The sequence below is a fragment of the Nostoc sp. DedSLP03 genome (genome assembly GCF_034530815.1).
Lineage (GTDB): Bacteria > Cyanobacteriota > Cyanobacteriia > Cyanobacteriales > Nostocaceae > Nostoc.
This window is the reverse complement of sequence record NZ_JAVRCK010000082.1, coordinates 18,153-42,092: the sequence shown is the minus strand read 5'-3', so window position 1 is coordinate 42,092 and position 23,940 is coordinate 18,153. Positions and strand designations below refer to the sequence as shown.

The window sequence follows — 23,940 nt, the reverse complement described above, 5'->3', positions numbered from 1 at the left end:
TAGATGGTGAAAAAACTGGCGCATTAATTTGGTCAAAGCCTAGAGAAAATCATCGGACTGTGGAGTACGACCAAAACACCTCTACACCTTATGGTTGGTTTTATCTGAGATTGGGAGGGCAACCAACGTCCAAGGTAGAAAATGTCTTTTTGTGTTCTTCACCAATTGATGCCATGTCAGCAGCCACCTATGTTATCTCAAGTTGCAAGGGGCTACCAGCAACTAGAACCATGTTTATGGTAGCTGATGACCCGAATAAGCTACCTATGGAATTTCTCAAGAGTTTCAATAGGGTTGTCGTAGCATTCAATAATGATGATCTTGGTAATAAAACAGCTAGTGCAGTATTAGAATTGTTGCCAATTGGTAAAAGGCTCAAAACCCATAATCCTAATTGGAGTCAGGAATTAGAAGCTCATCTGAGGGAGGAGCAAGAAAAGCAGAGACAGCAAGAGCGTGGTTTTAGCTTGTGAGCCATGCCGAGTAGACCGAACTCGTGACCGCTACGCTCTCGGAGTCGGTGGCTCTTACGGGCAGGGAGATTACTGATTGAGCCAACTAGATCCTGCAAGCCCGCAAGAGCCACTCCGCTAACGCCGACTCCGAGCCACGAGTTTTTGAATGTTAGTGATTAATTTCATTTTTCTCCATTTCCCCAACCGATAGAGAACGCGTCCACACAGAAAAGGCGTACAGCATCTTACCAAATTGATCAATTGATGCTCATGCCGTAATTTCAATGAGCGCAGAAAGAGTGCCTTTACTGGAATTCGAGATTTAATTGCGGATGACCCTTTGGGCGATTGCCTGACGGGGGGACGAAAATACCTACCAGTCACATTTAACGCAGAGATTCTAAGATTACTGTTGTTGTCATCAAACACAACAAGATAATTCCCAGCTTATAAAACCAATTTCCTGCAAAGGGCAGCAGCACTGTGACAATATTCACAGCCCCAAAACTCATGGATAGAATGCAGGCGATCGCAAAGGCAAATATTGCTAGTAAGAAATATTTGAGGAACTTAGCAGTCAATTTGAATAGACGACTATACTGATTTGTTATCATGGCTGTGAACTCCAATTGTCTTAAGTTGACAAAAACTCAATTGCACACCTTGAACAAGGGGTAGAGCTAACGAAGCTGATATCAAGGCAAAGTAATTTTAGAAAGGCTATGACTAGAAGCTTTTAAGCACAGCAGGTGATTGCTATTGAACTGTTAATTCATCTAAAAACTAGCAAGCTGAAATGCCGTTTAGGCAAGTGTTTTGGTTTTTACTTTGCCCCTGGTAGCAGCAGAGTGGTTATTTGCTCCTATAGCATTTCATAAGTTCGTAGTGTTTCTAAAGCCTAGTTAGTAGCACTCTTATAAGCTCATAATTCATTGCGAACTTGTGAAATCCTGTACTAAGCCAATTTCTGCTCAGGCAGCTGGGGCTGGATTTCCGGCAACTGCGGGTCAATTGAACACCCAGCAGAACGATTGTTCACTACCACTTGTAAGCTTAAGGGCGTGACTTGCACGGTGACGGTTCCATCAAACTTTGCTAGTACAGCTAAAAGGGTAGTGAGCAAAGCTAAATAGGTAAAATACCTAAAGTTGTGGTTGTTTATTAGATTCATTTTGTGCCTTACAAGTGATTAATTTGCTGGAGGCTGAAGCGGAAAAATTAATTTTTTTTGTTTTCAAGAATGCATAGCTAAAAAAAAAATTGCTTTTCTGTTTTTCTAGCTAAAAATTCAGATAAAATCATTTATTTCATCATTTTTTAACTCAAATATAATTGTAATTTTGTTGTTTTTTTTGAATGATTTGAGCTATGGCAGGCAGTCCTAAATGATTTCTAAAATTCTCTTTTTCCTTTCTTCGCGTTCTAGCCTACGGTAAGGCTTCGCAAACGCGTGCGTTCTAAACGCTTCGCTACACTACGTGAAGGCGATTCGTTAAAAAAGTAATTTTTCCTATTCAGATAGGATTGCTGCTATGTATCCTCTAATTTAGACTATGCCTTGAAGAGTGACAATACAGTAAATGTCAGAGTTTTTCTGCTTACAAATGCTGAGGTAAGCAAAGTTCAGCTGCTAGCTTTAACTAATATTTCTGATAAACTTAGAGGACTTACTCAAGTATATTCGGCAATCTAACAAGCTTGTCAACAAACTGCGGGAAGGTAACGGAGTTCTTAACCATCTCTACTGCCTCAACCGACTACCTAAATTCTTATAAATCAAAATCATGTTTTCCCTGGAGTTAACTAATGGACAGTGAAGAGGCACTTGATTTTATAAAGGAATTAGTGGAATTAGATTTTCCTAACACCAATAGACGACTGACTAATGTTGAAGAGCAATTAATTAGGGGAGCTTGGATAGATAAAACTTACAAAGAGATCCATGCAGAGATACGTAAAAAGAACGAGTATGATAGTTGTGGGCTTGAGCACCTTGAGAAAAATATTGCTAGCAAATTATGGCGGTTCTTGTCAGACCTACTAAAGAATGGAAAGGTCAACAAAAAAGGACTTCGGGCAGTAGTGGAGGCAACATGGAGGAGACAGCAGCAAGAGGCGCTCTCCCAGCCCGAACAAGGTGAACAAGAGATACCATTACCAAATTCACCAAACCCCGTCCCACCATTAGCTCCAGGTAACCAAGCGGGATCGCAAAGCGGTATCTTATCTCCAGAAACTTTATCTATTAACGATCAATATATTTTCCAATATACAATCGCTTTGATTGTAGAAAATCCTAAAGATATTAGGACGAGAGAAAATGTGTTAAGAGAAACTCGTGTTATACCCGTAAAGGAAGACTCATTGAAGCTTTTTGGTCTATTTAATACTCCTTTTGATAGAAATAACAACTGGCGTTTGGAAGACCTACTTAACCATTTGCCACAAGAAAACAATCGAAGATGGTTAGAAGAGCTTGCAGAGTCCGTCTTCTTAGCTCTCCGTAGAAGATTAAATCACTCCGGGAGTAGCTCCCGAAAAGTTCAATCGACGTTCCGGTCGTCAGACGGGAAATTATTTAGAGCTATCTTACATACAATGAAAATCTTGAGCGACGACGGTTCGCTAGAGTTTATTGTTATTTTTGAGGAACATATCAGTAGGGGATACGTGGAAAACCCGCCCAGTATGAAATATGCCACGCTAGTAACCGCTATAAATCTTGGAAGTCGCCTTAGATGCGAAGTGTGTGACAAATATCTGCAAATGCTAGATGATGCACAAAGGCAGGGTTTAGAGTTAATTAAGAAAGTACTTCGAGAAGTTAAAAACTCGTACGAGTATATTAAAGAAGAGGCCGAACTTCGTAGACAGGGTGAAGCTGATAACGAGAGCAATGAAGATAGGCTTCGAGAATGTTTTGACTATGAACATGAAAGAGAAGAAATTAAAAATAACTTGTTGAAACAAGAGGTGTACAAACAAACTCTACTTATAGCTGATACGTATGATAATATCAATGAAGTAAAAGTTGCATTAACTGAGCTTAATTATTTGAATGAAATTGTTATGCATATGGTAATCAAACGATTTGGTGAATTGTTTTGATGGTAATTTACCTTGACTGCTTAGCATATTGCTTTTTCCTATGATTGGATTGCTCCCTTTTTTATATAGGCATTTTGATATAAACATATCCAACTAATAAATTTTTTGCTAAAAAGCTTCAGTTTCTTGATAATTAAAAACGAAAAAACAAGCTTTTATACGAGATTCTACTAAAAGAATTAGGCATTTTAAGAATAGTGGGATAAGTTCATGTTTTTCGGGAAGCCATTCCTTTGGTGTAAGCCAGCCTCCGGTACCTACTTTAAATAAAGACTATGGAAGAAACGTTCGAGACCATTTTTCGCCATAAGCTATGGAATTGTCCTGAGTCAGCTTCTGGCTGGGGTTCAACCCTCAAAAATACAGAGGAGATTAGGAAACAATTGCCCTGGTTAGTTAAAAAGCTAGCTGCAAAAACATTTCTGGATCTTGCCTGTGGTGACTTTAATTGGATGAAAGAGATTGACCTCGAAGTCGATAAATATTATGGCGTTGATATAGTTGACAGCATTTGTGAAAGCAATAATCACAATTATGCACAATACAATCGAGTTTTTAGAAGACGAGACTTGACAAAGGACACACTACCCAAGGTTGACATCATTTTGTGCCGAGATGCATTAGTGCATTTGTCTTTTTGCGATATCGGTAAAGCTATTGAAAACATTAAGAAGAGTGGCTCTCGATATCTGCTGGTAACAACTTATCCTAAAGTTGAAGTTAATTTTGAGATATGCACAGGGGGTTGGAGACCACTAAATCTGCAAAAACCACCCTTTAAGTGGCCAGAACCAATCTTTTTTATAGAAGATTCTGAGGAAATTGGTCTACCGAATTGGGGTAGGCACTTAGGGCTGTGGGAAATCCAAAAGATAATGCTTCCTAGTCGTGAAACTTATTTATATTCTGGTTCTGTTAATGTGCCAGGCTCTTATGCTACAGTACTCCCTGCACTGTCATGCATAGAAACTTATTTAGAACCAAGGCTTGCCTTCTATGAGCAACCAGGGCGAACGCATCTTAATTTCTCCAGTGGGCAATAAAATCAGAAAAATTGTCTGGAGACGGTCAATACGGTTCGGTTAAGCTCTAAATACATCTCACTATAAGGCGTAGATATAGCGTAGATACCGTAGCCAATTGTCAAGTGCATTGCTGTTTTAATGTATAGTTTTGGTCAAACGGCTGCCTCTTTTTAACAACAGCCCAAGCGATGTGCAACAGTTTCCGTGACCCTCAGTGAAGTGTTCGCTTGACTTAATGGCTGATGTGGTGTGAAGAATTGCGCCAGTCGGTCATCTGGGCAGTGCATCACTTGGAAGCCCAAGCTGAGTTCTTAAACGCGCATTGACTTGACGTTCATGCTGTAATTGCACAAGCTTGAGCAAAAATCAGCAAACGCTGTAATTAGAGATAAAACTGTGGATGAATTGTTAGTGATGGTGAGATTTACCCCATCCCTAAATAAACAGTACCGATTGACGCATCAACAGTTATCTTAAGTTGTAATGGTGCAGGTAAACCAACTCACTTATGAGCCGAATCATCGCAGTTTTTAATCAGGCGGGAGGTGTTGCCAAAACCACCCTTACCCAAAACCTGGGCTACCAAATAGCGCAATTGGGTCATCGTGTTCTGCTCATCGACATAGACCCCCAAGCCAGCTTGACTATCTTTATGGGCTTGGTTCCAAGAGACATAGAGCAAACTGTCAACAATGCCATTGTGGATGAACAACCTCTGCCAATTCATGAGGGGATTCACGGCATGGATTTAGCCCCTGCCAACATCTCTCTGAGTACGGCAGAAATGCAATTGGTTAGTGCTTCCATGCGCGATTTTCGCCTGAAAGAAGCCATCGAACCAATTGAATCAGATTATGATTTTATCTTAATAGATTGCCCTCCCAGCTTAGGGCTACTCTCTTACATCTCCCTTGTAGCTGCCACTCATGTTCTCGTGCCTCTGGAAACCCATTTCAAAGCCTTTGAGGGAACAGGCGAACTCTTAAAAACGGTTGCTACAGTACGTAACAAACCAAACCGCAAATTGCAAATAGCCGGATTTGTGCCGACAAAATACGATGCCCGGAACTCCCAGGACACTCGTACCCTAGCAGCCATCACCGAACAGCTAGCAAGCGCCGGAACTGTCTTTGCCCCCATTCCTCGCTCTACTGCTTTTGTTGATGCTTCAGAAGAACGAATGCCCCTTGCAGTTTACGAACCCAAACACCCATCTGTCGCCATCTTGAAAAAAATAGCCGTTAGTTTAGAATCATTAAAATGAGACGCACTACTAAAGCCAGCCAGCCCCTCAAAAGCAAAATTGATGTACCTTGGGACACCACAGGCATCAATAATGCTGGTTCTGCTCAATCCATGCCCTTAGATCAGATTGTTCTGCCGCAGAATCAACCGCGCCGTTATTTTGATTCTGAAGCATTAAAGCAGTTAACTGAATCCATCAAACAGCATGGCATTCTCCAACCCGTTTTAGTCCGCCCCCTTGATGGAGAAAAACACGAATTAGTCGCAGGAGAACGCCGCTATCGTGCTGCCTTAAGTATTGGGCTGAAAGTTGTCCCCGTTGTCATTAGAGAGTTAGACGACAACGCAGCTTTTCAATTTGCACTTATAGAAAACTTACTTCGAGAAGACCTCAACCCAGTTGAAGAAACTGAAGGTATCCTGCAACTGCTGTCTCTCAAACTAGGTCTAAGTGTTGAGGATATCCCGCCATTACTTTATCGCCTACAACGCCTAAAAAACAAAGCATCTACAGTTACCCATAACGTTATGGGCGAACCGGAAAGTGAAGGTGATGAACCTACCCATAACGTTATGGGCGGAGTTGAAAATGATTCTACCAATAACGCTATCAGCGATGAGGAAGGCGATATTGAATTATCTACCCATAACGTTATGGGCAAAACCGAAACAGATAATTCCGATCTCAACCAGGAGCAGCCATTAAACCCAGACCTAAAAATTGTTGAAGGAGTGTTTGAAGGCTTAGGGTTAATGACCTGGGAATCTTTCGTTAAGAACCGCCTGCCCTTGTTAAACCTCCCAGAAGATATCCTAGATGCACTAAGGGAAGGTTCACTAGAGTACACCAAAGCCAAAGCCATCGCCCAGATTCAGAAATTAGATGAGCGCATTGCCTTTTTAGAACAAGCTATTGCCCAAAACTGGTCTTTAAGCGAAATTAGACAGCGTATTATTGAGAAGAAAAGCCCAGCTTCCACCTCTAACACTGAGTCTGACAATTACAAAGAGCGCTTTACTGCTGCGACTACCAAACTAAAAAAGTCGCGTATTTGGTCAGACCCTAAGAAGCGCAAGCAAATAGAAAAACTACTTGCACAACTGGAGACGCTGACAAATGTTGAGTAACCTGACATACCAAAACCAGGACGTAGAAGGCAAAAGGGTCAAATATTTTTTATACTAATACCAGTTCTCCATGAAGATGCACTAAATTAGTAGAAGCAGAAACAGGGTGTAAGGGTATGGGAAATAGCTTCCAAGTAGAAGTATCTGAGAGTCAAGAAGAACTAGAACGAGAGCGATTTTTTTTCGGGGGAGATGGGCAAGAATTAACCAAGGGGTTTAAACGAATGGCCTCGTAACCGCGATCCAAGAAGCAAGTGATCTGAATCACACTATTTTATAAATAAAATAAGTAATATTTCGGTATACTTTGTAAGTATTGCTATAATCAGTCTAATTAATCAAAGGTAATCTAGGAAAATAAGAGTAAGCAGTAGATTTCAGACCCATACTTTCGTTTTTGGGAATATGCAAGAGTGAGTAGTGAACTATCGATTTGTGAGAAGACTCTTCCTAAGTATTCTAGGCAACCCAGCAATACCCAATTTTCTCAGGGAATCATGCCTCGAAAGCTTAGCATAGTTTTTATTTTTGATACTACGGACAACATATATAAGTATAAGTATTTAGAACAGATAAGAGCAACGTACCAATCTAATTAAACTTAGCGGAGCAGTTGCTCCGTTGAATTTAAATGTTTTATTGCGTTACTCCCTGTCATAAATATCTATTTCAATAAAACTTTATCTATCATGAGCTTTTCACCGGACTCAGGTAATATTCAGCCTGTGCTGACAATCTCTGATTTAGCTCAACAGAAAAATTTGACCAGTAGTCACTTTTTCGATGCAGTTAACTATCTCAAAAAGAATCCTGGTGTCATTCTGGACTTGGAACAGTATAGAGCAACTAAGAGAATCGTTGGGGAGGTAAAGCGCACGGTTCGTTTCATACCGATAGGTAGTCGTCAGTCTAAGGAATGGCAGTTTAGTATCAACGTCCCTTCTGGAGGAATTGTAGCCATTCAAATTGAACCACCTAATGGACGTAGCACTCCGGTGGGATCAATTGTTTTGGAGAGCTTTTATCAGCAGGGAGTGACTGGTGTCGTTATTGGTGGAAGGCTGCGAGATGTAGAAAGTATTCCTGAAAACTTCCCTATCTGGGCACTTGGCAAAACATGTTGTGGCTCTGGAGGACTATGGGAAGAAGAGATTGATGGTCTAATCAATCTCTTTGGAGTACCAGTAACTTTAGGAAGTCTAATTATTGCCGATGAGAATGGACTGGTAGTCAGTCCACCCTTAACACCAAACGAATTAAAAATGGTCGGTAAATTTGTTGATGTCGATGATTACGCCAAATTTCTAGTAAGAAATAGCGGTTTTAACTATAACCAGGCAAAAAATAGTGCGCGAGAGCACTTTGGAATAAATTGAGTATGAACATTTTTATCAACTCTTATCTTTATAGCTGTGTAACAGTCTTAGCCGAATAAGATTAATTTCAGTAAAGCTGTGTACGTATAAAATAGATTAAATTTTATATTTTCCAACTTTCACCTTCAGAATAATTATTAAAAGATGTCAATTCAAAGATTGGGATTTATAAACACAACTATTTTGTTGTACTTATTAATTTCTCCTCCAACGAAAGCTCAAATTATTCCGGACTCTACATTACCTATTAATTCCTCTGTGAATTCTCAAGGAAGCATCAACTTTATAGAGGGAGGTACTAGATTTGGAGGTAACTTGTTCCATAGTTTTGAAAAATTTTCTGTTTTGAATGGCAATACCGCTTTCTTTAATAATCCTTTAGATGTACAGAATATCTTTACTCGAGTAACTGGTGGGTCAATTTCTAATATTGATGGTCTTATTAGGGCTAATAACAATGCTAATTTATTTTTGCTAAATCCACATGGAATCGTTTTTGGACCCAATGCTTCTCTTAACATTGGAGGCTCATTTTTTGCTAGCACGGCAAGCAGTATTAAATTTGCTGATGGCACAGAGTTTAGTGCCAGTAACCCATCTCCTCCTCTGTTAACAGTTAGTGTACCTGTTGGCTTGCAGTTCTACGGTACTGAAGGAAGTATAGTTGTTATATCTGGCAATCTTCCGTTGACTAAGAACATCTCTGAAAATGAGGATGCAGGTGAGACTCTTAACACAGCACAGACAATTAATACTCAGTCTTCACCTTTCCCAAGTGCAATTTCTGGCACACTGAACAATCTCAACGATGTTGACTTGTATAAAGTTTACCTAACTGGTGGTCAACCATTTCAAGCAACAACAATTGGTACGACTAATATAGACGTACAATTGTTTTTGTTTAATGCAAAAGGTCTGGGTATTTATGCTAATGATGATGCTGCTGGAACTCGCCAATCAACTGTGCCAGTAAATCAACCATTTATACCCCCTGCTTCCGGTTTCTACTATTTGGGTGTAGATAGCTGTTGTAGAAATCCCTACAGTTTGAGTGGGCAAATTTTTAATCCATTGGGTAACCCAGTTGCTTCTGTTGCAGGTTCACCCCTTAGTACCTGGCAAGATCGTAGTTATGATTTGGGAGCCTACAATATTAACCTAACCAACTCTCAATCTACTAACTCTGCTGGGCTGTTTGTTCAGCCTGGTAAAACCTTAGCGCTAGTTGGTGGAAATGTTTTATTAGAAGGTGCAACTTTGAAAGCCCCAGGAGGTCGAATTGAGATAGGAGGCTTAGCAGGATCAGGAGTTGTATATCTAAATATTGATAATAGCAGTCAAAGTTTAGCGACAATCACTATTCCAAGCGATGTAAGAGCAGATGTTGCCATCATTAGTAGCGCCACAAATGGTTCTTTACTTGATGTATCTGCTGAAAATGGCGGTAGTGTTTCCATCAATGCTAGGAATTTAAATATTTTAGGTAATACAACTTTCCAAAACATTATTAAATCGGGTATACCAGCAGGGCAAGGTTTCCTTGGTGCGAAAGCTGGGGGCATCAAGCTCAGTGCAAATAGAGCACTGGCAATAGAAGCTAGCTCTGTCAGTAGTAGCGTTGATGGTGTTGGTGATGGTGGTGATATTAGTGTTACTGCACAATCACTCTCCATGACAAATCGTGCTCTATTAAATACCCGTGTTAGTGGGCAGGGAAATGGAGGTAGTGTAACTGTCTCTACGAGAGATGGAGTCTCCTTAGATGATAGTTATGTGAGAAGTGGCTTGAATACTGGAGCAAAGGGGAAGGGAGGAAATATTACTATCACAGCAAACAATCTCTCTGTGACTGGTGGTGCTCAAGTAGGTAACAGTATAAGAGGAGAGGGCAGTACAGGCGATATCAATATTTATGCTAACGAGCAAATATCACTTGATGGGGTAAGTTTTAGTGGAATTTCCAGTGCTGTGCAAAGCTCAGTCCAGTCTGGTGGTATAGGTAAGGGTGGAGAAATAAATATTACAACGTCTTCTGTTTCCTTAACCAATGGAGCGGTAGTAAGTGCTAGTACCCAAGGAAAAGGCGATGGAGGCAATATAAATATTCATGCTACTAATCAAGTTTCCCTTGATGGTGTCGGTATTGATAATTTTTCTAGTGGTATATACAGCAGAGTCAGACCTGGAGCGGTAGGAAACGGAGGTAATATTAGGATTACAACGCCCCTCCTTTTCTTAACAAATGGTGCCCAAGTTAATACTAGTACTGTGGCACAAGGAGATGCAGGGAGTTTGTTCATCAACGCTAGTAACCGTATCTTGTTTGATGGAATTGGTAAAAATAAAAATAGCAGTGGTGCTTATAGCTCAGTGCAAGAAGGAGCTGTAGGCAACGGAGGTAGTATTGAAATTACAACTCCTTTTTTATATTTAACAAACGAGGCTGGAGTATTCAGCGATACTCTAAAAAATTCCAATCTTTCAGCATTGGCAGGAAATACCAGTGCTGGTGACATTAAACTCCAGATCAAAGAGTTGCTACTACTGCGTGGTAATAGCTCAATATCAACCACAGCAGGTACGGAACGATTTGGTGGGGATGGTGGCAATATCAGAATTAACGCTTCATTTATCGTCTCTGCCCCCTCAGAAAATAGCGACATTAAAGCCAATGCTTTCCAGGGCAAAGGTGGAAGAGTTGAAATCAATACTCAAGGCATATATTGGCTAGTACCACGTAGTCGAGAAGAACTTCAGACACTATTGGGGACGGACGCTCCTACTCAACTAGACCCAAGTCGTTTACTTACTAATGACATCACTGCAATTTCACAAACTAACCCGTTCCTAAATGGTGTAGTTACTATTAACACACCAAATGCCGACCCCAGCCGTGGTACAGTCCCTCTGCGAGCGGACTTTGCTCCTCCACAAATTGCGCAAAACTGCCAACCAGGTAGAAGACAGGCAACAAATAGGTTTGTTATTACTGGGCGAGGAGGATTACCTCCTAGCCCCAGTGAGGCACTTAGCGGTGACGCTGTGTTAACCTCTGATGGAAATACAATGGCTCCCAGCGTTGAGACTGCTGACTTTAACTACTCTGTGAAATCTATTCGGGGTGGGATCGCGATTGCCCAAGGCTGGAAGATAGGAGCTAATGGCAATGTCATTCTTACAGCCGAGCCACAAAATGCTACCTCTCAGACTCCCCGACTACAACCTGCTATTTGTCCATGAGTAATAGACCAACCTCAACTTTTTACCTACCCCTGTCAAGGCTTGGATTGAGCCTAGGTCTTATGCTCAGTAATATCATAGCTGAACCATCCAAAGCACAAGTGCTTAACTCGGCTCAATCTTCTCATTTTGCTGATCCAACTCTTACTGTAACTAAAATACCTTTTCTAAATGACATTCCACCTCTGAATGCTCAATTAATGTCGCCTGAACACTTTTCTGGGGCACATATCGTACCCCCATCACCCGTTTTTCCAAAAAATTTATCTCGATCTCTTTATATTACATCTACAACTAACTCACAATTAGACAGCTGCCCCTCCTTAAAAACAAACTCATCAGAATTTTCTACAAACTTCCCTGATGATATTCCTGCAACCATTTATATAGACAAATTTGAACTTGAAAATGACAGTAGTATATTCAGCAAAGATGAATTATTAAAAGAAATTAATAATTGCTTTACTCATCGTTCCCTCTCCTTTACTGAACTTTTGAATGTCACTTCTATAATTATACAAAAGTATTTGGATGCAGATTATAATACTTCTGGAGCATACATTGCACCTCAAGAGATAGTGAACGGAGTAGTCAAAATAAAGCTTCTTGAAGGGGAGGTGGAAGATATTCTAGTGACGGGCGCACCAAGATTAAATAACTACGTGCGTAACCGTTTAGCCAGAGCTACCACCAAGCCACTAAAGCAGAAGCGGTTAGAAGAAGCCCTGCAATTGTTACAGCTTGATCCGTTAATCAAAAGTGTGTCAGCTGAGTTGTCTGCTGGCTCGCGTCCTGGTACAAACCTGCTACAAGTTAAAGTAACAGCAAATGATTCATTTAAGTCTCAATTATTTATTGATAATAATCGCTCACCTAACATAGGGACTTTCCGCCGACAAGTTCAATTTAACGAAACCAATCTACTGGGACTAGGAGATAGTATTAGCCTTGCCTATGGTAATACAGATGGCAGTAATATTATAGATGCTAACTATACTTTGCCCATCAATTCCAGTGGTAGCACGCTCAGCTTCAGCTACGGTAATACATCAAGCAATGTGATTGAACGCCCTTTTAATCAACTTGATATTAATGCCAACTCACGTTATTACGAACTGACATTCCGTCAGCCCATTATCCAAACTCCGAGACAAGAACTTGTACTGGGATTAACTGCATCGCATCGGCAAAGTCAGGCATCTCTGCTAGGAGGGAAAATTCCTTTTCCAGTATCGGGGGCAGATGAGGAAGGACGAACTCAAGTTTCAGCACTACGTTTCTTTCAGGAATGGACAAATCGGAAAGACCAGGAGGTGATCGCAATTCGCTCTCAATTTAGTTTTGGACTAGGTTTACTTAATGCCACAATTAATGAGAATCCTCCGGATAGCCGCTTTTTTAACTGGCGATTACAAGGGCAGTGGATACGTCTTCTAGCTCCAGACACTTTGCTGCTAGTTCGTAGTGATATGCAGTTTGCTAACCAGGCGTTGTTGTCTCCAGAGCAGTTTGAGTTGGGTGGACAGGATAGTGTCAGGGGTTATCGCCAGGATTTTCGATTGACAGACTCAGGTATTTCCACATCCGTAGAAGCAAGGCTTCCCATTGCCCGATTCCCACAAGTGAATGGCGTTTTACAAGTCGCTCCTTTTGTTGACTTTGGCGTTGGGTTAAATCAGTCTAACGAGCGAAATGCCAATTCAAACATTTTGGCATCTGTGGGACTAGGTTTGCGTCTGCGGATGGGCGATCACCTCAATGCTCATTTTGACTGGGGCATTCCTTTGGTATCTACCAATTCAGAGAAGAGAACTTGGCAAGAAAACGGTCTATATTTTGGTGTTGAATGGAATCCTTTTTCGTTCTAGACAAAGTTAAGCAAGTGTGGAGTTACAGTCGTCATCTTTTTCAAAAAGAGTGCTATCGTATAATCGGCTTTATCCTATTAACAATGCTGGGGATGATTGTAGCTATCAGTGTAGAAGTACTGTCTTCAGAACGGGTTACTGCTACACAAAAGAGCACGACTCAGGTTGTATGCCCAGTTTCTCAAATTTCCAATGCAGAACAGTTATTTGAAAAGGGCAGAGAAATGTATGCCTATGGGCAATTTACGGAAGCCTTGGATTGTTGGCAAAAAGCTGCTGATATGTATAAACACTCAAATGATAAAAACAGAATCAAAGTTATTATTAGCCAAATAAACCAATCGCAAGCTTTACAAGCTTTAGGACTTTATCCCAGAGCATGCACTACCATCTTGGAAGCTTTTAGATTGCAAGAAAATGAATTTAAATTTGGTGAACAGAGTAACATCGGATTTCAAAACGACTGTAGAGAGTTAATACAATTAAATGAATATGAGCGAAGGCAGTTTATTAAAGTATTAGAAAAATCTTTCCAATCTATTAACCAAGTTGGTCAATTGTCGGGATCTGTAATTTCAATCACAGGCTTACGCAGTTTTGGTGATATTTTACGTGCGCTTGGTAATTTAGATTTATCATACGACATCCTCAAGAAAAGTTTAGATATAACTCAGCGCTCTCAGGATATGGCGGCAGTTTATCTTAGTCTTGGAAATACCACCCAAGCTTTCAGTAAAAGAAAACAAGATTTTTATTCTAGAACACAAACACAGACAGACCTCCAAGCAGCATTAGATGATGCTAATAAGGCTCTAAAGTATTACGAACAGGCTTATGAAAAAGCTAAGGATAATCCTGCTATATTAAGTACTCAAATTCAAGCAAGACTTAATCAGTTAAGTTTAGTATTAAATATTGAACAATGGTTACAGAATATACAAGTAAAAACTCAAAAAGAATGGCAACCGCCCAGTCAAAACCTGAATAATAAAATCAATGAAATCCAGCAGCAAATTGATAAGTGGCTACCTCAATTTGAAAAGTATGTAAGGACGTGGTCTGAAATTGAATATCTAAGCGATAAGTCACTTCCAAATAACCACGAATCAATCTACACACAGCTTAATCTAGTTACTAGCTTGATATGCCTTTATGATCTAGCAAAATCTGCCAATGCACCTATGTCTACACAAGCGACATCAAGTACTTTTTTAGGATGCTTAAATCATTCTATAAATGGGCAAAATTCCCGACTAGCTGGAGTTTCCAATTACCCCAAAATAATGGATATTAAATCAAGGTTGGAAAAACTAATTCGACAAGCTAAAGCTATAGGAGACCTAAAAGCAGAGGCTTATGCCCAGGGGTATCTGGGAATTTTATACGAACAGAAAGAAGATTGGCTAAATGCCAAAAACCAACTACAACTTGCTGTGGGTATTGCAGCATCCAATTCCTCACCAGATATTGCTTACTTATGGCAATGGGAGTTGGGTCATCTTCTCAAAGAGCATGGTGATATTGAGAGTGCAATTACTCACTATACAGCAGCCTATGAAATACTGAAATCACTTCGCAGCGATTTAGCTGCTATCAATCCTGACGTTCAATTCTCGTTTCGTGAGGCTGTAGAGCCTGTTTATAGGAAACTAGTTGATTTACTGCTCCGTTCTGACAAACCTAACTTAAAACTAGCTCGTGAAGTGATTGATAATTTGCAAATAGCAGAACTAGATAACTTTTTTCAAGAAGCTTGCTCAAAAACTGTTCAAACAAGTATTGATAAAATCATAGAAGAAGACAAACACGCTGCAATACTTTACCCAATTATTTTGGAAGACCGAATAGAGATCATCCTAAAGCTACCTGGAGATACACAACTATACCGCTACACAACCGATAAAAATGTACATGGACAACCTTTAACAAAAGATTCAATTGAAAATACTTTCAGGCAACTACGCTACTATTTGGAGCAGCCTTTCTTCTCGTCTAAAAGGGGTAAGAGTGCAGCAGAGTTAGTGTATGACTGGGTAATCCGCAAAGCAGAAGATAATGAATTGAGAAATCATCCAGAAATCAAGACTTTGCTGTTTGTACTAAATGACTCTCTACGAAATATTCCAATGGCTGCCTTACGAGATAGTAAAGCCAAAAATGGCGAGGGTGAGTATTTAATTGAGAAGTATGCGATCGCAGTAACACCCGGCTTGCAATTATTAGTTCCAAAGGCGGATGAACAGTTAAATCAATTCAAAAATGGGCTGGTTGCAGGGTTATCTGTACCTCCCTCTGAAAAAGACAAACAAGAGGGATTTGGTCACCTTCAACTTGCAGAAGCCGAAGTTAAAGAAGTTGAGAATATTCTCAAAGACTCCGAAGAACTTCTAGATACGAATTTTAATAGTAACAATTTACCAGCCAAACTTAGCTCATTTTCTTACAACATAGTTCATCTAACAACTCATGGTCAATTCAGCTTTAATCGGAAAGATACGTTTATTCTGACTGCATCACGAAAACAAGCTGGTTTTGAGAAAATTAATCTAGATAAATTAAAAACACTACTCCCTGGCAAGGGACCTACTTACATTAATTTACTTGTTCTAAATGCATGTGAAACTGCTACAGGAGATGAGCGCGACGTTCTAGGAATTGCTGGGGTAGCAGTTGGGGCAGGAGCACGCAGCACAATCGCTGCTTTATGGAGTATTGGAGATGATCGTTCTACATTTACATTTACAAAAAAATTTTATACAGAGTTGAAATATCACTATTTGTCTAAGGCTGAAGCACTGCGCAAAGCTCAGTTGTCTCTGTTAAAAAGTGGATACAAACTGTCTCAGTGGACACCTTATATTTTAGTAGGAGACTGGCGCTAATGTTAAGTAAAATTTTGTTTAACATATATAAAATTTATGTTACTATCCATCTGTTAATTATCTTAAATATGTAATATTTTTATCAAAAAAATAAAGCAATGTTTATTAAATATCTTTTCATTTTAGACATTAATAAAAATTTGAAGGAAAAAAGTATATTTTTAGTCTACAGACTATGCAAAATAAAGATATTAACAAACTAGCAAATATTTTAGCCACACAAGCAGCTGATGCACTTGTCGCACCCCAAATGTTTTTTAGAGATTTGGTGAGACGAGCAGGTTTGCCACAGCGATGGAATCAGGAGACTGCCGGAGTCTGGACAGGAGATACCCCAAGGGATGCGCGTCGTTTAATAGACTGGGCGCTAGCAAAAGGAATAAATCCATTAGATAAAACGTACACCACCTTGGGCAGCCTTTTGAACCCATTGCTGGAAGATGTAGGATTTGACATTGCAAGTTATATTGTTGCTCTTATCATCCGCTACCAACTTTATCAGAGCAAAAGTTTATTAGAAGATTTGGTGATACGTTACCAAGTCCCCCAGCATCTGACTCATGTTATCGGCGAAGCAATTGATATTGGTCCAGAAATAGTGTGGCGGGGACCAACTGAAGAGCTAGAACTCGAAGGTTTATTTAAACTTGCCTCTGATTTTTTTGATGTTGGATTCTTGAGTCGGGCTATTCAACAAGCCGCCTCAGTATGTCGCATCGAGATTCCAGAACAATGCGCTCAAGGAACAGGCTTTCTGCTTACAAACACCCTGCTATTGACCAATTATCATGTACTTAAGCCAACTGATGATGCAGAAATCTATACCAACGCTCGCAGAGCAGTGCTGCGGTTTGGCTGCTTCACCTCAGAAATAGGTATTGAGACTAAAGGACAGATATTCAAATTAGCCAGCGAGCAACCCATTGTGCATTACAGTCATACAGAAAATTTGGATTACGTGTTACTTCGAGTAGAAGAAAAAATTTTGCAGGCAAGAAATATCCAACCTGCTATTTGGGATTCCGAAAATGTGCCTGTTCCACAGATGGGTATCAATTTATTACAGCATCCTGAAGGAGAGTCAATGAAGGTTGCTATCAGTAGCAATGGAATAACTGGTGTTTATGAACATACTGGACGCATTCAGTATGTAACTAGGACATCAAATGGTTCTAGTGGTGCGCCATGCTTTAACGAAGACTGGAAAGTAGTTGCCTTGCACCACGCGCAGAAAAGCAGGTCTTTTGGAATTATCCGAGAAGGTATTCTATTTAGTGCCATCTATCAAGAAATTAAATCCTATCTTGAGTAACAAGATGAGTCCAAGGCAAATTCTTAGACTATATTTTCGAGTTTTGACATACTTTATTAACTCACAATTGAAACAGAGATTAGAAAATGTCCCGTCGCATCCTAACAAAACAGCTTGAATCCATAGTCCCTGGTACACAGATTGATACGTATTTTGACAAAGTTATTAAATATATTCCAGCAGATATTGTTGGTGCTTGGGTTACTGTTACTGGATTAATCAAGAGTGGTGGTGACGTGCCAACTACTATGCTCCTGTGGATTGCTTTTATTCTTGGAATCGTGCTAACTGCTGTTTGGACTGTGAAGCAAACATCAGTTAAAAATAAGCCCCCTGCGATTACTCAAACAGTAGTATCTACAGGTGCATTTATAGTTTGGGTATTTGCTTTAGGGGGACCGTTTGTAACTTTAGGATTCTATCGCCCGCTATATGGCTCCCTATTGCTGATTTTGTATACGCTGATTGTCGCTCTCATAGATCCCCCTGAAGACTAACTATGTTTATGAAGATTAGGCAAGAGGATAAAAACCGATTAGGAGAAATTTTAGCTATACAAGCTGCTAATGCACAGCCTAACCCTAATGATTTTTTTAAGGGTTTAGTGCAAGAAGCAGATTTGCCTGAGAACTGGAAGCGTGAAAAATCTGGGGTTTGGACAGGGAATCCTAATATTGACTCCTTAAAACTTATCGATTGGGCTTTATCTAAAAGAGTTAATCCAAACAATAATAAATTTACTACTTTAGGAAGTATTATTTATGTTTTTATGAATTATTTAGGATATGACGAAAGATGTGAAATCGCCCAAATAATTATCAACAATAACCTTGTTTTAGAAAATAAATCACTCGAAGAAATTAAAAATAAATTTGATTTAAGTTCTGAAATATTTGATGTTTATCCTGCTCAATATATAATTGTTGAGAAGGAAAAATCTACTAATTTGAAACAGTTTATTCTAAACATAAATGTTTGCAAGAGCACAGGAATAAGTTTAGGGGTGACAGTTTTAATTGGATTGCTTCGCTTCTCTGGACTAATGCAAGCTAGTGAACTTGAGGCTTATGACTTGTTGATGCAGTACCGTTTACCTCTTGAGAATTGGGATGACCGCATTGTCGTTATTGGAGTTACTGCTAATGACCTTAAACAATTTGAAACCTCAGAATTGCCAGATAAAAAACTGCATGACATTTTAATAAAACTCAAAAAAGATTATAAACCAAAAGTTATTGGTATAGATATTTATCGAGATATCCCTCAAAGACAAAATGATGATGACTCTCAGGTTTCAGATAAAGAATCTCAAGAATTGCATAAATATATTACAAATAATCAAGATATTATTCCTGTTTGTAAAAGTGAAAGTGCTTCTTATCCAGGCGCTAAGATTTTTGACAATATAGAGCTAGAGCGATTTGGTTTTGGTGATATTGTGTTTGATGATTTAACTCAGGAAACTGTCCGTAGGCATTTACTAAGTATCAAGCCAATTTATCCAGTTATAAATGAGAAAAATATTTGTAAAACTCAATATTCTTTTAGTTATCAATTAGCAGTTAAATACTTAGAATTTAAAGGTTATGAACCTTTTTGGGAAAAGGATTATTTATATTTTAGCAATAAAAAATATGAGCGAAAAACTTTTCCTATTCCTTTTGAACCAATAGGCGTTAGTTGGTGGAGTGATAAAGACCGTGCTGGTGGTTATCAGAAAATAGATGAGAAAGGAGGATATGACCCATCTGGATACCAGTTACTATTGAATTATCGTAGAGGGCAAGTAATACCAATTTCTATTGGAGCAATCTTAACATTAAATAATGATTCAGATTTGAAGAATAAGATAAAAGATAAAATTGTTTTAATTGGTTATACAGATCAAGAAAATAATAAAGATTTACATTTTACACCTATCACTAAGTCACCTGACAATAAAATGTCAGGGGTAGTGCTTCAGGCTCACATGGTGAGTCAAATTATCAGTGCTGTTCTTGATGGACGTAAATTATTGTATTACTGGAGTTTTGAAGTAGAAATACTGTGGATATGGGTTTGGTCTCTGATGGGTGGGATAGGTGTAATACTAGTCTGGCAACGTACTCACAATCTACTGTGGCTGGTGCTAGTAGTAACAATATTATTGGTGTTATTTGCCGTTTGTTATCTGCTTTTTATGCAAGCGATATGGGTGCCACTGATACCTACAGCATTAGCATTAGTAGGTACAAGCGGAATAATTATAGGTATCAACTTATGGCAAATGCGTAATTAACAATAAATACTTCTGCTGTCAAAGTAACTACAATGAAATCATTAAATTGGCTAAAAGTTATTTTAACTATAGCTCTATTAATAATTATTTTATCTTCTCCACTCTCTGTAGATGCACGAATTAAAAAATTATCTCAGATAAATATAAGTTATGCTCAAGAGCAATTCAGTAATATTGGTAGGCTATCAAATCCCTTCCAATTAATATCCAAAACTTTTGTTAATCAAAGAAGTGGACAACGATGTTTCTTTTTTCTTTTTTGTATAAATCGGAGGAAAGAAATTACTAGACCTGCACGACTAGGTGACGCAGCAAGACGGGGATTGTGCATTAACTGGCAAAGTCATCTCAAAGCCTTAATACCTGTGCTTGAACCTACTCCAGAACATAAATCTACAATAGACCAGTCAGAAAGCTTGAGTTATTCTATTGGTTTCACAAGCAACGAATATACTAGATTCTGGTTTTATGTTCCAAAAATGACCACGGCTTTTGTAGATTCAAATAAATCAAAACTGGTTGAAATTGCGGAGTTTATGTTGCAAGATGAAAAAGGGAATGATGTCTTTGATTTACCTATACCTATTCAACTATCCAATAAAGTAGGGATTGTTAGTTTCCAAATTCCGATTTTTTCCTCTAATCAAAACTGGTTAAAATCAGGACAAGCTTACCATTGGTTCTTTTCAATTGTTTGTGACTCACGCAGACCTTCTAGAAATCCCAGTGTTGATGGATGGGTGCAGTTAGCAGATTCCTCTACTATTAAAAACTTACAGTCTCAGCTTCAAAAAGCAGGAACACCAGAAAAACGCATTAAAATTTATGCTGATAATGACCTATGGTATGACACTATCACCTATTTGGTTGAGTCTCGTTGCGCTGATCCTAATAATCCTGTACTTGCCCAATACTGGAGTGACTTATTAAAAGAAGTAGGTCTTAGTGATGAAAATATAGGTTATTATTGTGATCCCGGACAAAAACTTCAAGTGGCTGACCATCCGTGAGAGGTTAAAATAAAGCGCATTTTGTCAATCAGTTAAAATACTCAAAATAGTTTTATTGAAAATGATAATCGTGCGTGGGCGAGGGGGAACAATGGTAGGAGGTATTGTTGTTGCAGCCGCTGCACCAGTTGCAGCAGCTGCACTAGGTTGTGGTGCTTACTGGCTTTGGAGAAACTTAACGGATTAAAAGGCTCAACAATATATCAATTACTAAAATCAAAAGGGTGGCTTTTACCACCCTTTTAAACTATCTTTAACTTAATTTATTAGATCACCAGTCCCAATCAAAAGACTCAAACCTTTTGGGGTTTTGGGCAGTGTAGCGGACTGTATGTTGAATATTTGTATGCCCCAGATACGCTTGAATATCCCTGGTTGGGCGTTGTTGGTCAGCCAAGTAATAGCCGCAACTGTGGCGCATCATGTGCGGATGTACCTTAATCGGCAGGTCTGCTGCATCTGCGGCACGAGAAACAATCTTCTGAATCGCTGCCACGGTCAAAGACTTACCGCGCTCATTCACAAACACGTAGTAACTCCCGTGGTCTTTATACCGCTCCCTTAAAATCTTCAGTGCTGAGATTTCATCATTTTGTAACGGATGATTGCCGCTCAAACTCCCCTTCAGACGGTTAATATAAATGATGTCCCTGTCAAACATAATCGCATCCCACTTGAGACGGCAAGCCTCCCCTGCCCTCAAACCGTGGCGAAACATCAACAGTAACAGACAGTAATCGCGCTGTTTGTGCCTGCCCCTGTTGCCTGCTGCCTCTATTAGTACCTTAACCTCCTCTATGGTCAGATACTCCCGGCTCCGATACTCTTCATTCTTCTTTCTCTCCAACATTCGCCACCAACACCCTAACTGTCTGTAAAAGGGTCTTTTTATAGACAGTTTAACTCGCTACGATCCCCATTCTTTCGTTTACCATTACCCAACTGAACCGCAGCTTATCAATCACTCGGAATCACCACAGCCTGAAAACCCTATGATTGCGTGTGATTCATCATATCTGCTTATACGAAGAGCGCTATAACCATCATCAGGTATGATCCGCTCTAGGCTTGGTAGTCAATCTATTCCCCTACCAATGCCAATGCGTGATTGATCACGCGGTCAGATAAATACATTCCACACTGGCGCAATTGTTCTAAAACTGGACGTGCAGCCGGAATTACCCCTCGTTGTTTAGCAGTAATAACGATGCCTAATGTTCCCCGTACCGGAATTCCCAAGGTGGCAGCACAACGACGGGCCGCTAAATCATCTAGAATTACTTCTGTACCTGGATTTACATAGCCCCAGGTTAGTACGGCGGACTCACCTAGACCCAAATCCCAGCTTTGAATCACATTCGGGACTGGTGGTGTTTCTTGTACAACCAACCAATCAGTATTGTTGAGCGCCACTGCTGTTACGTCTGCTGACCCATACGCCTGAATTTCTGTGGCTACAGCATCGGGAACAATAACCGATGAACTAATGACCTGTAATAAATCGAGAAACCCACCTTTAGTCAAAAAAATTAGTGGCGATGTGTTAATAGCAGGCAGTTCAGCCACGGTTCAACTCGCTCTGCAAATCATCCTCGTCAACAGCGAAGACATCCACTTGTTCACGGGCTAGGACAGCTAGAAAGTCTCGGCGGTTTAGCCCAGCAACCGAGGCTGCTTTCTCCATCGAGATTTCCTGTTTCTGATACCAGTAGATAGCAGCAGCGAGGCGCATATCACGCACAAACTCTTCTGGAGAAAGGCGACGGGCGCTAAATACTTCTTCTGGCAGGTTAATCGTGACATTAGACATGATTTCTGTCCTAAATTGCTGCATTAATAATATCAACCATTTCTTTTTAAAAGCGATCGCTGCCCCGGTGCGCTTGTTGTGCTACCACCAACCACGATTGAGATAACACCCGCTCTATGTCTGGGTTTAGGCGAGAGTGACTTACTTGGGTAAGTTGCTTTAGGTTACTAATAATCTACAAGTATATTAAAGCAAGCAACTTATTTAAATAATTACCTGACTGTAGCTTAAATTATTTGCTGCTGTAATTTACTTAATTGATAATAGCTCTTAGCTGCTTGCCTTATTCAATCTAGTTCAGATACCCCTTGCTATTTAGAAATTTAGAGTCAGATACTTTTAAATTTTAGTGACTTACTTTAGTTTTCTTAACCTTATGCAGTAAGCTGCCAACGTGTATTAGTAAAATACTATTAACACAGCAGTATATGACAATAATATTGTTTTAAATTTAACGTAATTGACTTTAAATTACCAATATAGAACAAGCAGTATATGGCAACTAAAGACTGGTTAGATAACCACGCTAAAGTGACGACATACCTTGACTTCAGCCTCTACGCTAGCTTAGAGAAGTGGATGAAAACACACAAAATAAAGAAAGCGTCTCAAGCTCTCACAATTATACTTGAGCATTATTTAGAGGGCAATATTCCCATTGAAGTGATGCCAGAGAACCTTGAACAAGAGGTAAAGCAGCTTAAGGTTAAAACCACCGAAATCGATGGTCTAGAGGCAGCCGTAGCCGAGCAGCAAAGAGAATTCAATGATGAGATTAACTCCCTCAGAACAGAAATCGACGGACTACGGCAAGCCTTAATAAACGCGGGGTTATCATCTCTCAGAGAGAGGGTAGAGGACATCCCCAGAGGCAAAATCAAATTCTCCCATTCTGATCATGATGCTAAACAAGGGCTAACCAAGACAGACCTGTGTGAGCGGATAAACATCAACGGCAGTCAAATCAATCAATGGGCAACAATGCTCAACCTTGACCCTGATGAGTACCTGTATGAGTTGACTGGGTGGAAGAAGCCCCTTAATGCTCGGCGGTACTTCCCGGTATTGGGGGACGAGCAAAAGCAAGCAGTGAAAATTAGTTAGTAGAAGGCGATCGCCAAGCGTCAGTCAACCGAACGGTGGCTGGGTCTCACCCGTGACAGGTTAAGAAAAAGTACATTTTGTCAATCAGCTAAAATACTC

The 23,940-nt window shown here is 39.8% G+C and carries 19 protein-coding genes and 1 pseudogene; 15 read left to right on the top strand and 5 right to left on the bottom strand.

Annotation, left to right across the window (positions count from 1 at the left end):
* A pseudogene (locus RM368_RS29605) lies at positions 1 to 473 on the top strand (mobilization protein); the annotation flags it as partial.
* A 368-nt stretch (positions 474 to 841) separates the two neighbouring features.
* On the opposite strand, the gene RM368_RS29600 reads toward RM368_RS29605, so the two are convergent.
* Together RM368_RS29600 and RM368_RS29595 are read right to left on the bottom strand one after the other, a co-directional pair.
* The gene (locus tag RM368_RS29600; protein ID WP_322697367.1) at positions 842 to 1,069 is read right to left on the bottom strand and encodes a hypothetical protein; all 228 of its coding nucleotides are present in this window, start codon (positions 1,067 to 1,069) and stop codon (positions 842 to 844) included.
* 341 nt (positions 1,070 to 1,410) lie between these two features.
* The gene (locus tag RM368_RS29595; protein ID WP_322697366.1) at positions 1,411 to 1,626 is read right to left on the bottom strand and encodes a hypothetical protein; all 216 of its coding nucleotides are present in this window, start codon (positions 1,624 to 1,626) and stop codon (positions 1,411 to 1,413) included.
* A gap of 635 nt (positions 1,627 to 2,261) precedes the next feature.
* Between RM368_RS29595 and RM368_RS29590 the strand changes: the two genes are divergently transcribed.
* The 13 genes from RM368_RS29590 to RM368_RS29530 all read left to right on the top strand — a co-directional run bounded on the left by RM368_RS29590 (position 2,262) and on the right by RM368_RS29530 (position 21,114).
* Positions 2,262 to 3,563, top strand: a complete 1,302-nt coding sequence (locus RM368_RS29590; protein ID WP_322697365.1) for a hypothetical protein — start codon at positions 2,262 to 2,264, stop codon at positions 3,561 to 3,563.
* Between the two features lie 275 nt (positions 3,564 to 3,838).
* On the top strand, positions 3,839 to 4,606 hold the full coding sequence (locus RM368_RS29585; RefSeq protein ID WP_322697364.1) for a class I SAM-dependent methyltransferase: 768 nt from the start codon (positions 3,839 to 3,841) through the stop codon (positions 4,604 to 4,606).
* Between the two features lie 490 nt (positions 4,607 to 5,096).
* Positions 5,097 to 5,852, top strand: a complete 756-nt coding sequence (locus tag RM368_RS29580; RefSeq protein WP_322697363.1) for a ParA family protein — start codon at positions 5,097 to 5,099, stop codon at positions 5,850 to 5,852.
* The gene (locus RM368_RS29575; RefSeq protein WP_322697362.1) at positions 5,849 to 6,961 is read left to right on the top strand and encodes a ParB/RepB/Spo0J family partition protein; all 1,113 of its coding nucleotides are present in this window, start codon (positions 5,849 to 5,851) and stop codon (positions 6,959 to 6,961) included. Before RM368_RS29580 ends, RM368_RS29575 begins: the two co-directional genes overlap by 4 nt.
* A gap of 689 nt (positions 6,962 to 7,650) precedes the next feature.
* Positions 7,651 to 8,337: a hypothetical protein gene (locus tag RM368_RS29570; protein ID WP_322697361.1), complete on the top strand. Its 687-nt coding sequence runs from the start codon at positions 7,651 to 7,653 to the stop codon at positions 8,335 to 8,337.
* A gap of 144 nt (positions 8,338 to 8,481) precedes the next feature.
* Positions 8,482 to 11,577, top strand: a complete 3,096-nt coding sequence (locus RM368_RS29565; protein WP_322697360.1) for a filamentous hemagglutinin N-terminal domain-containing protein — start codon at positions 8,482 to 8,484, stop codon at positions 11,575 to 11,577.
* Positions 11,578 to 11,639: 62 nt separating this feature from the next.
* A complete protein-coding gene (locus RM368_RS29560; protein WP_322697359.1) occupies positions 11,640 to 13,445 on the top strand; it encodes a ShlB/FhaC/HecB family hemolysin secretion/activation protein in 1,806 nt (601 codons plus the stop codon).
* Complete coding sequence (locus RM368_RS29555) at positions 13,424 to 16,327, top strand: CHAT domain-containing protein (protein WP_322697358.1); 2,904 nt, start codon at positions 13,424 to 13,426, stop codon at positions 16,325 to 16,327. The genes RM368_RS29560 and RM368_RS29555 overlap by 22 nt, the downstream gene beginning before the upstream one ends.
* A 175-nt stretch (positions 16,328 to 16,502) precedes the next feature.
* Positions 16,503 to 17,639, top strand: coding sequence for a trypsin-like peptidase domain-containing protein (locus tag RM368_RS29550; RefSeq protein ID WP_322697357.1), 1,137 nt, complete (start codon positions 16,503 to 16,505; stop codon positions 17,637 to 17,639).
* A gap of 86 nt (positions 17,640 to 17,725) precedes the next feature.
* Complete coding sequence (locus RM368_RS29545) at positions 17,726 to 18,136, top strand: hypothetical protein (RefSeq protein WP_322697356.1); 411 nt, start codon at positions 17,726 to 17,728, stop codon at positions 18,134 to 18,136.
* Positions 18,137 to 18,138: 2 nt separating this feature from the next.
* Positions 18,139 to 19,917: a CHASE2 domain-containing protein gene (locus RM368_RS29540; protein WP_322697355.1), complete on the top strand. Its 1,779-nt coding sequence runs from the start codon at positions 18,139 to 18,141 to the stop codon at positions 19,915 to 19,917.
* Between the two features lie 32 nt (positions 19,918 to 19,949).
* Entirely contained in the window at positions 19,950 to 20,927 is a 978-nt protein-coding gene (locus RM368_RS29535) for a DUF928 domain-containing protein (protein WP_322697354.1), read from the top strand.
* A gap of 61 nt (positions 20,928 to 20,988) precedes the next feature.
* Positions 20,989 to 21,114 carry a hypothetical protein gene (locus tag RM368_RS29530; RefSeq protein WP_322697353.1) on the top strand — a complete coding sequence of 42 codons (126 nt, stop codon included), beginning with the start codon at positions 20,989 to 20,991 and terminating at the stop codon, positions 21,112 to 21,114.
* Positions 21,115 to 21,198: 84 nt separating this feature from the next.
* On the opposite strand, the gene RM368_RS29525 is transcribed toward RM368_RS29530, so the two are convergent.
* The 3 genes from RM368_RS29525 to RM368_RS29515 form a co-directional block, all read right to left on the bottom strand.
* Positions 21,199 to 21,777, bottom strand: a complete 579-nt coding sequence (locus tag RM368_RS29525; RefSeq protein ID WP_322697352.1) for a tyrosine-type recombinase/integrase — start codon at positions 21,775 to 21,777, stop codon at positions 21,199 to 21,201.
* A gap of 230 nt (positions 21,778 to 22,007) precedes the next feature.
* The gene (locus RM368_RS29520) at positions 22,008 to 22,493 is read right to left on the bottom strand and encodes a DUF3368 domain-containing protein (RefSeq protein WP_322697351.1); all 486 of its coding nucleotides are present in this window, start codon (positions 22,491 to 22,493) and stop codon (positions 22,008 to 22,010) included.
* Complete coding sequence (locus RM368_RS29515; protein ID WP_322697350.1) at positions 22,486 to 22,737, bottom strand: UPF0175 family protein; 252 nt, start codon at positions 22,735 to 22,737, stop codon at positions 22,486 to 22,488. Before RM368_RS29515 ends, RM368_RS29520 begins: the two co-directional genes overlap by 8 nt.
* 495 nt (positions 22,738 to 23,232) lie before the next feature.
* Between RM368_RS29515 and RM368_RS29510 the strand changes: the two genes are divergently transcribed.
* Positions 23,233 to 23,841 (top strand): hypothetical protein, encoded by a 609-nt coding sequence (locus RM368_RS29510; protein WP_322697349.1) that lies wholly within the window; start codon positions 23,233 to 23,235, stop codon positions 23,839 to 23,841.
* The last annotated feature ends 99 nt before the right edge of the window (positions 23,842 to 23,940 follow it).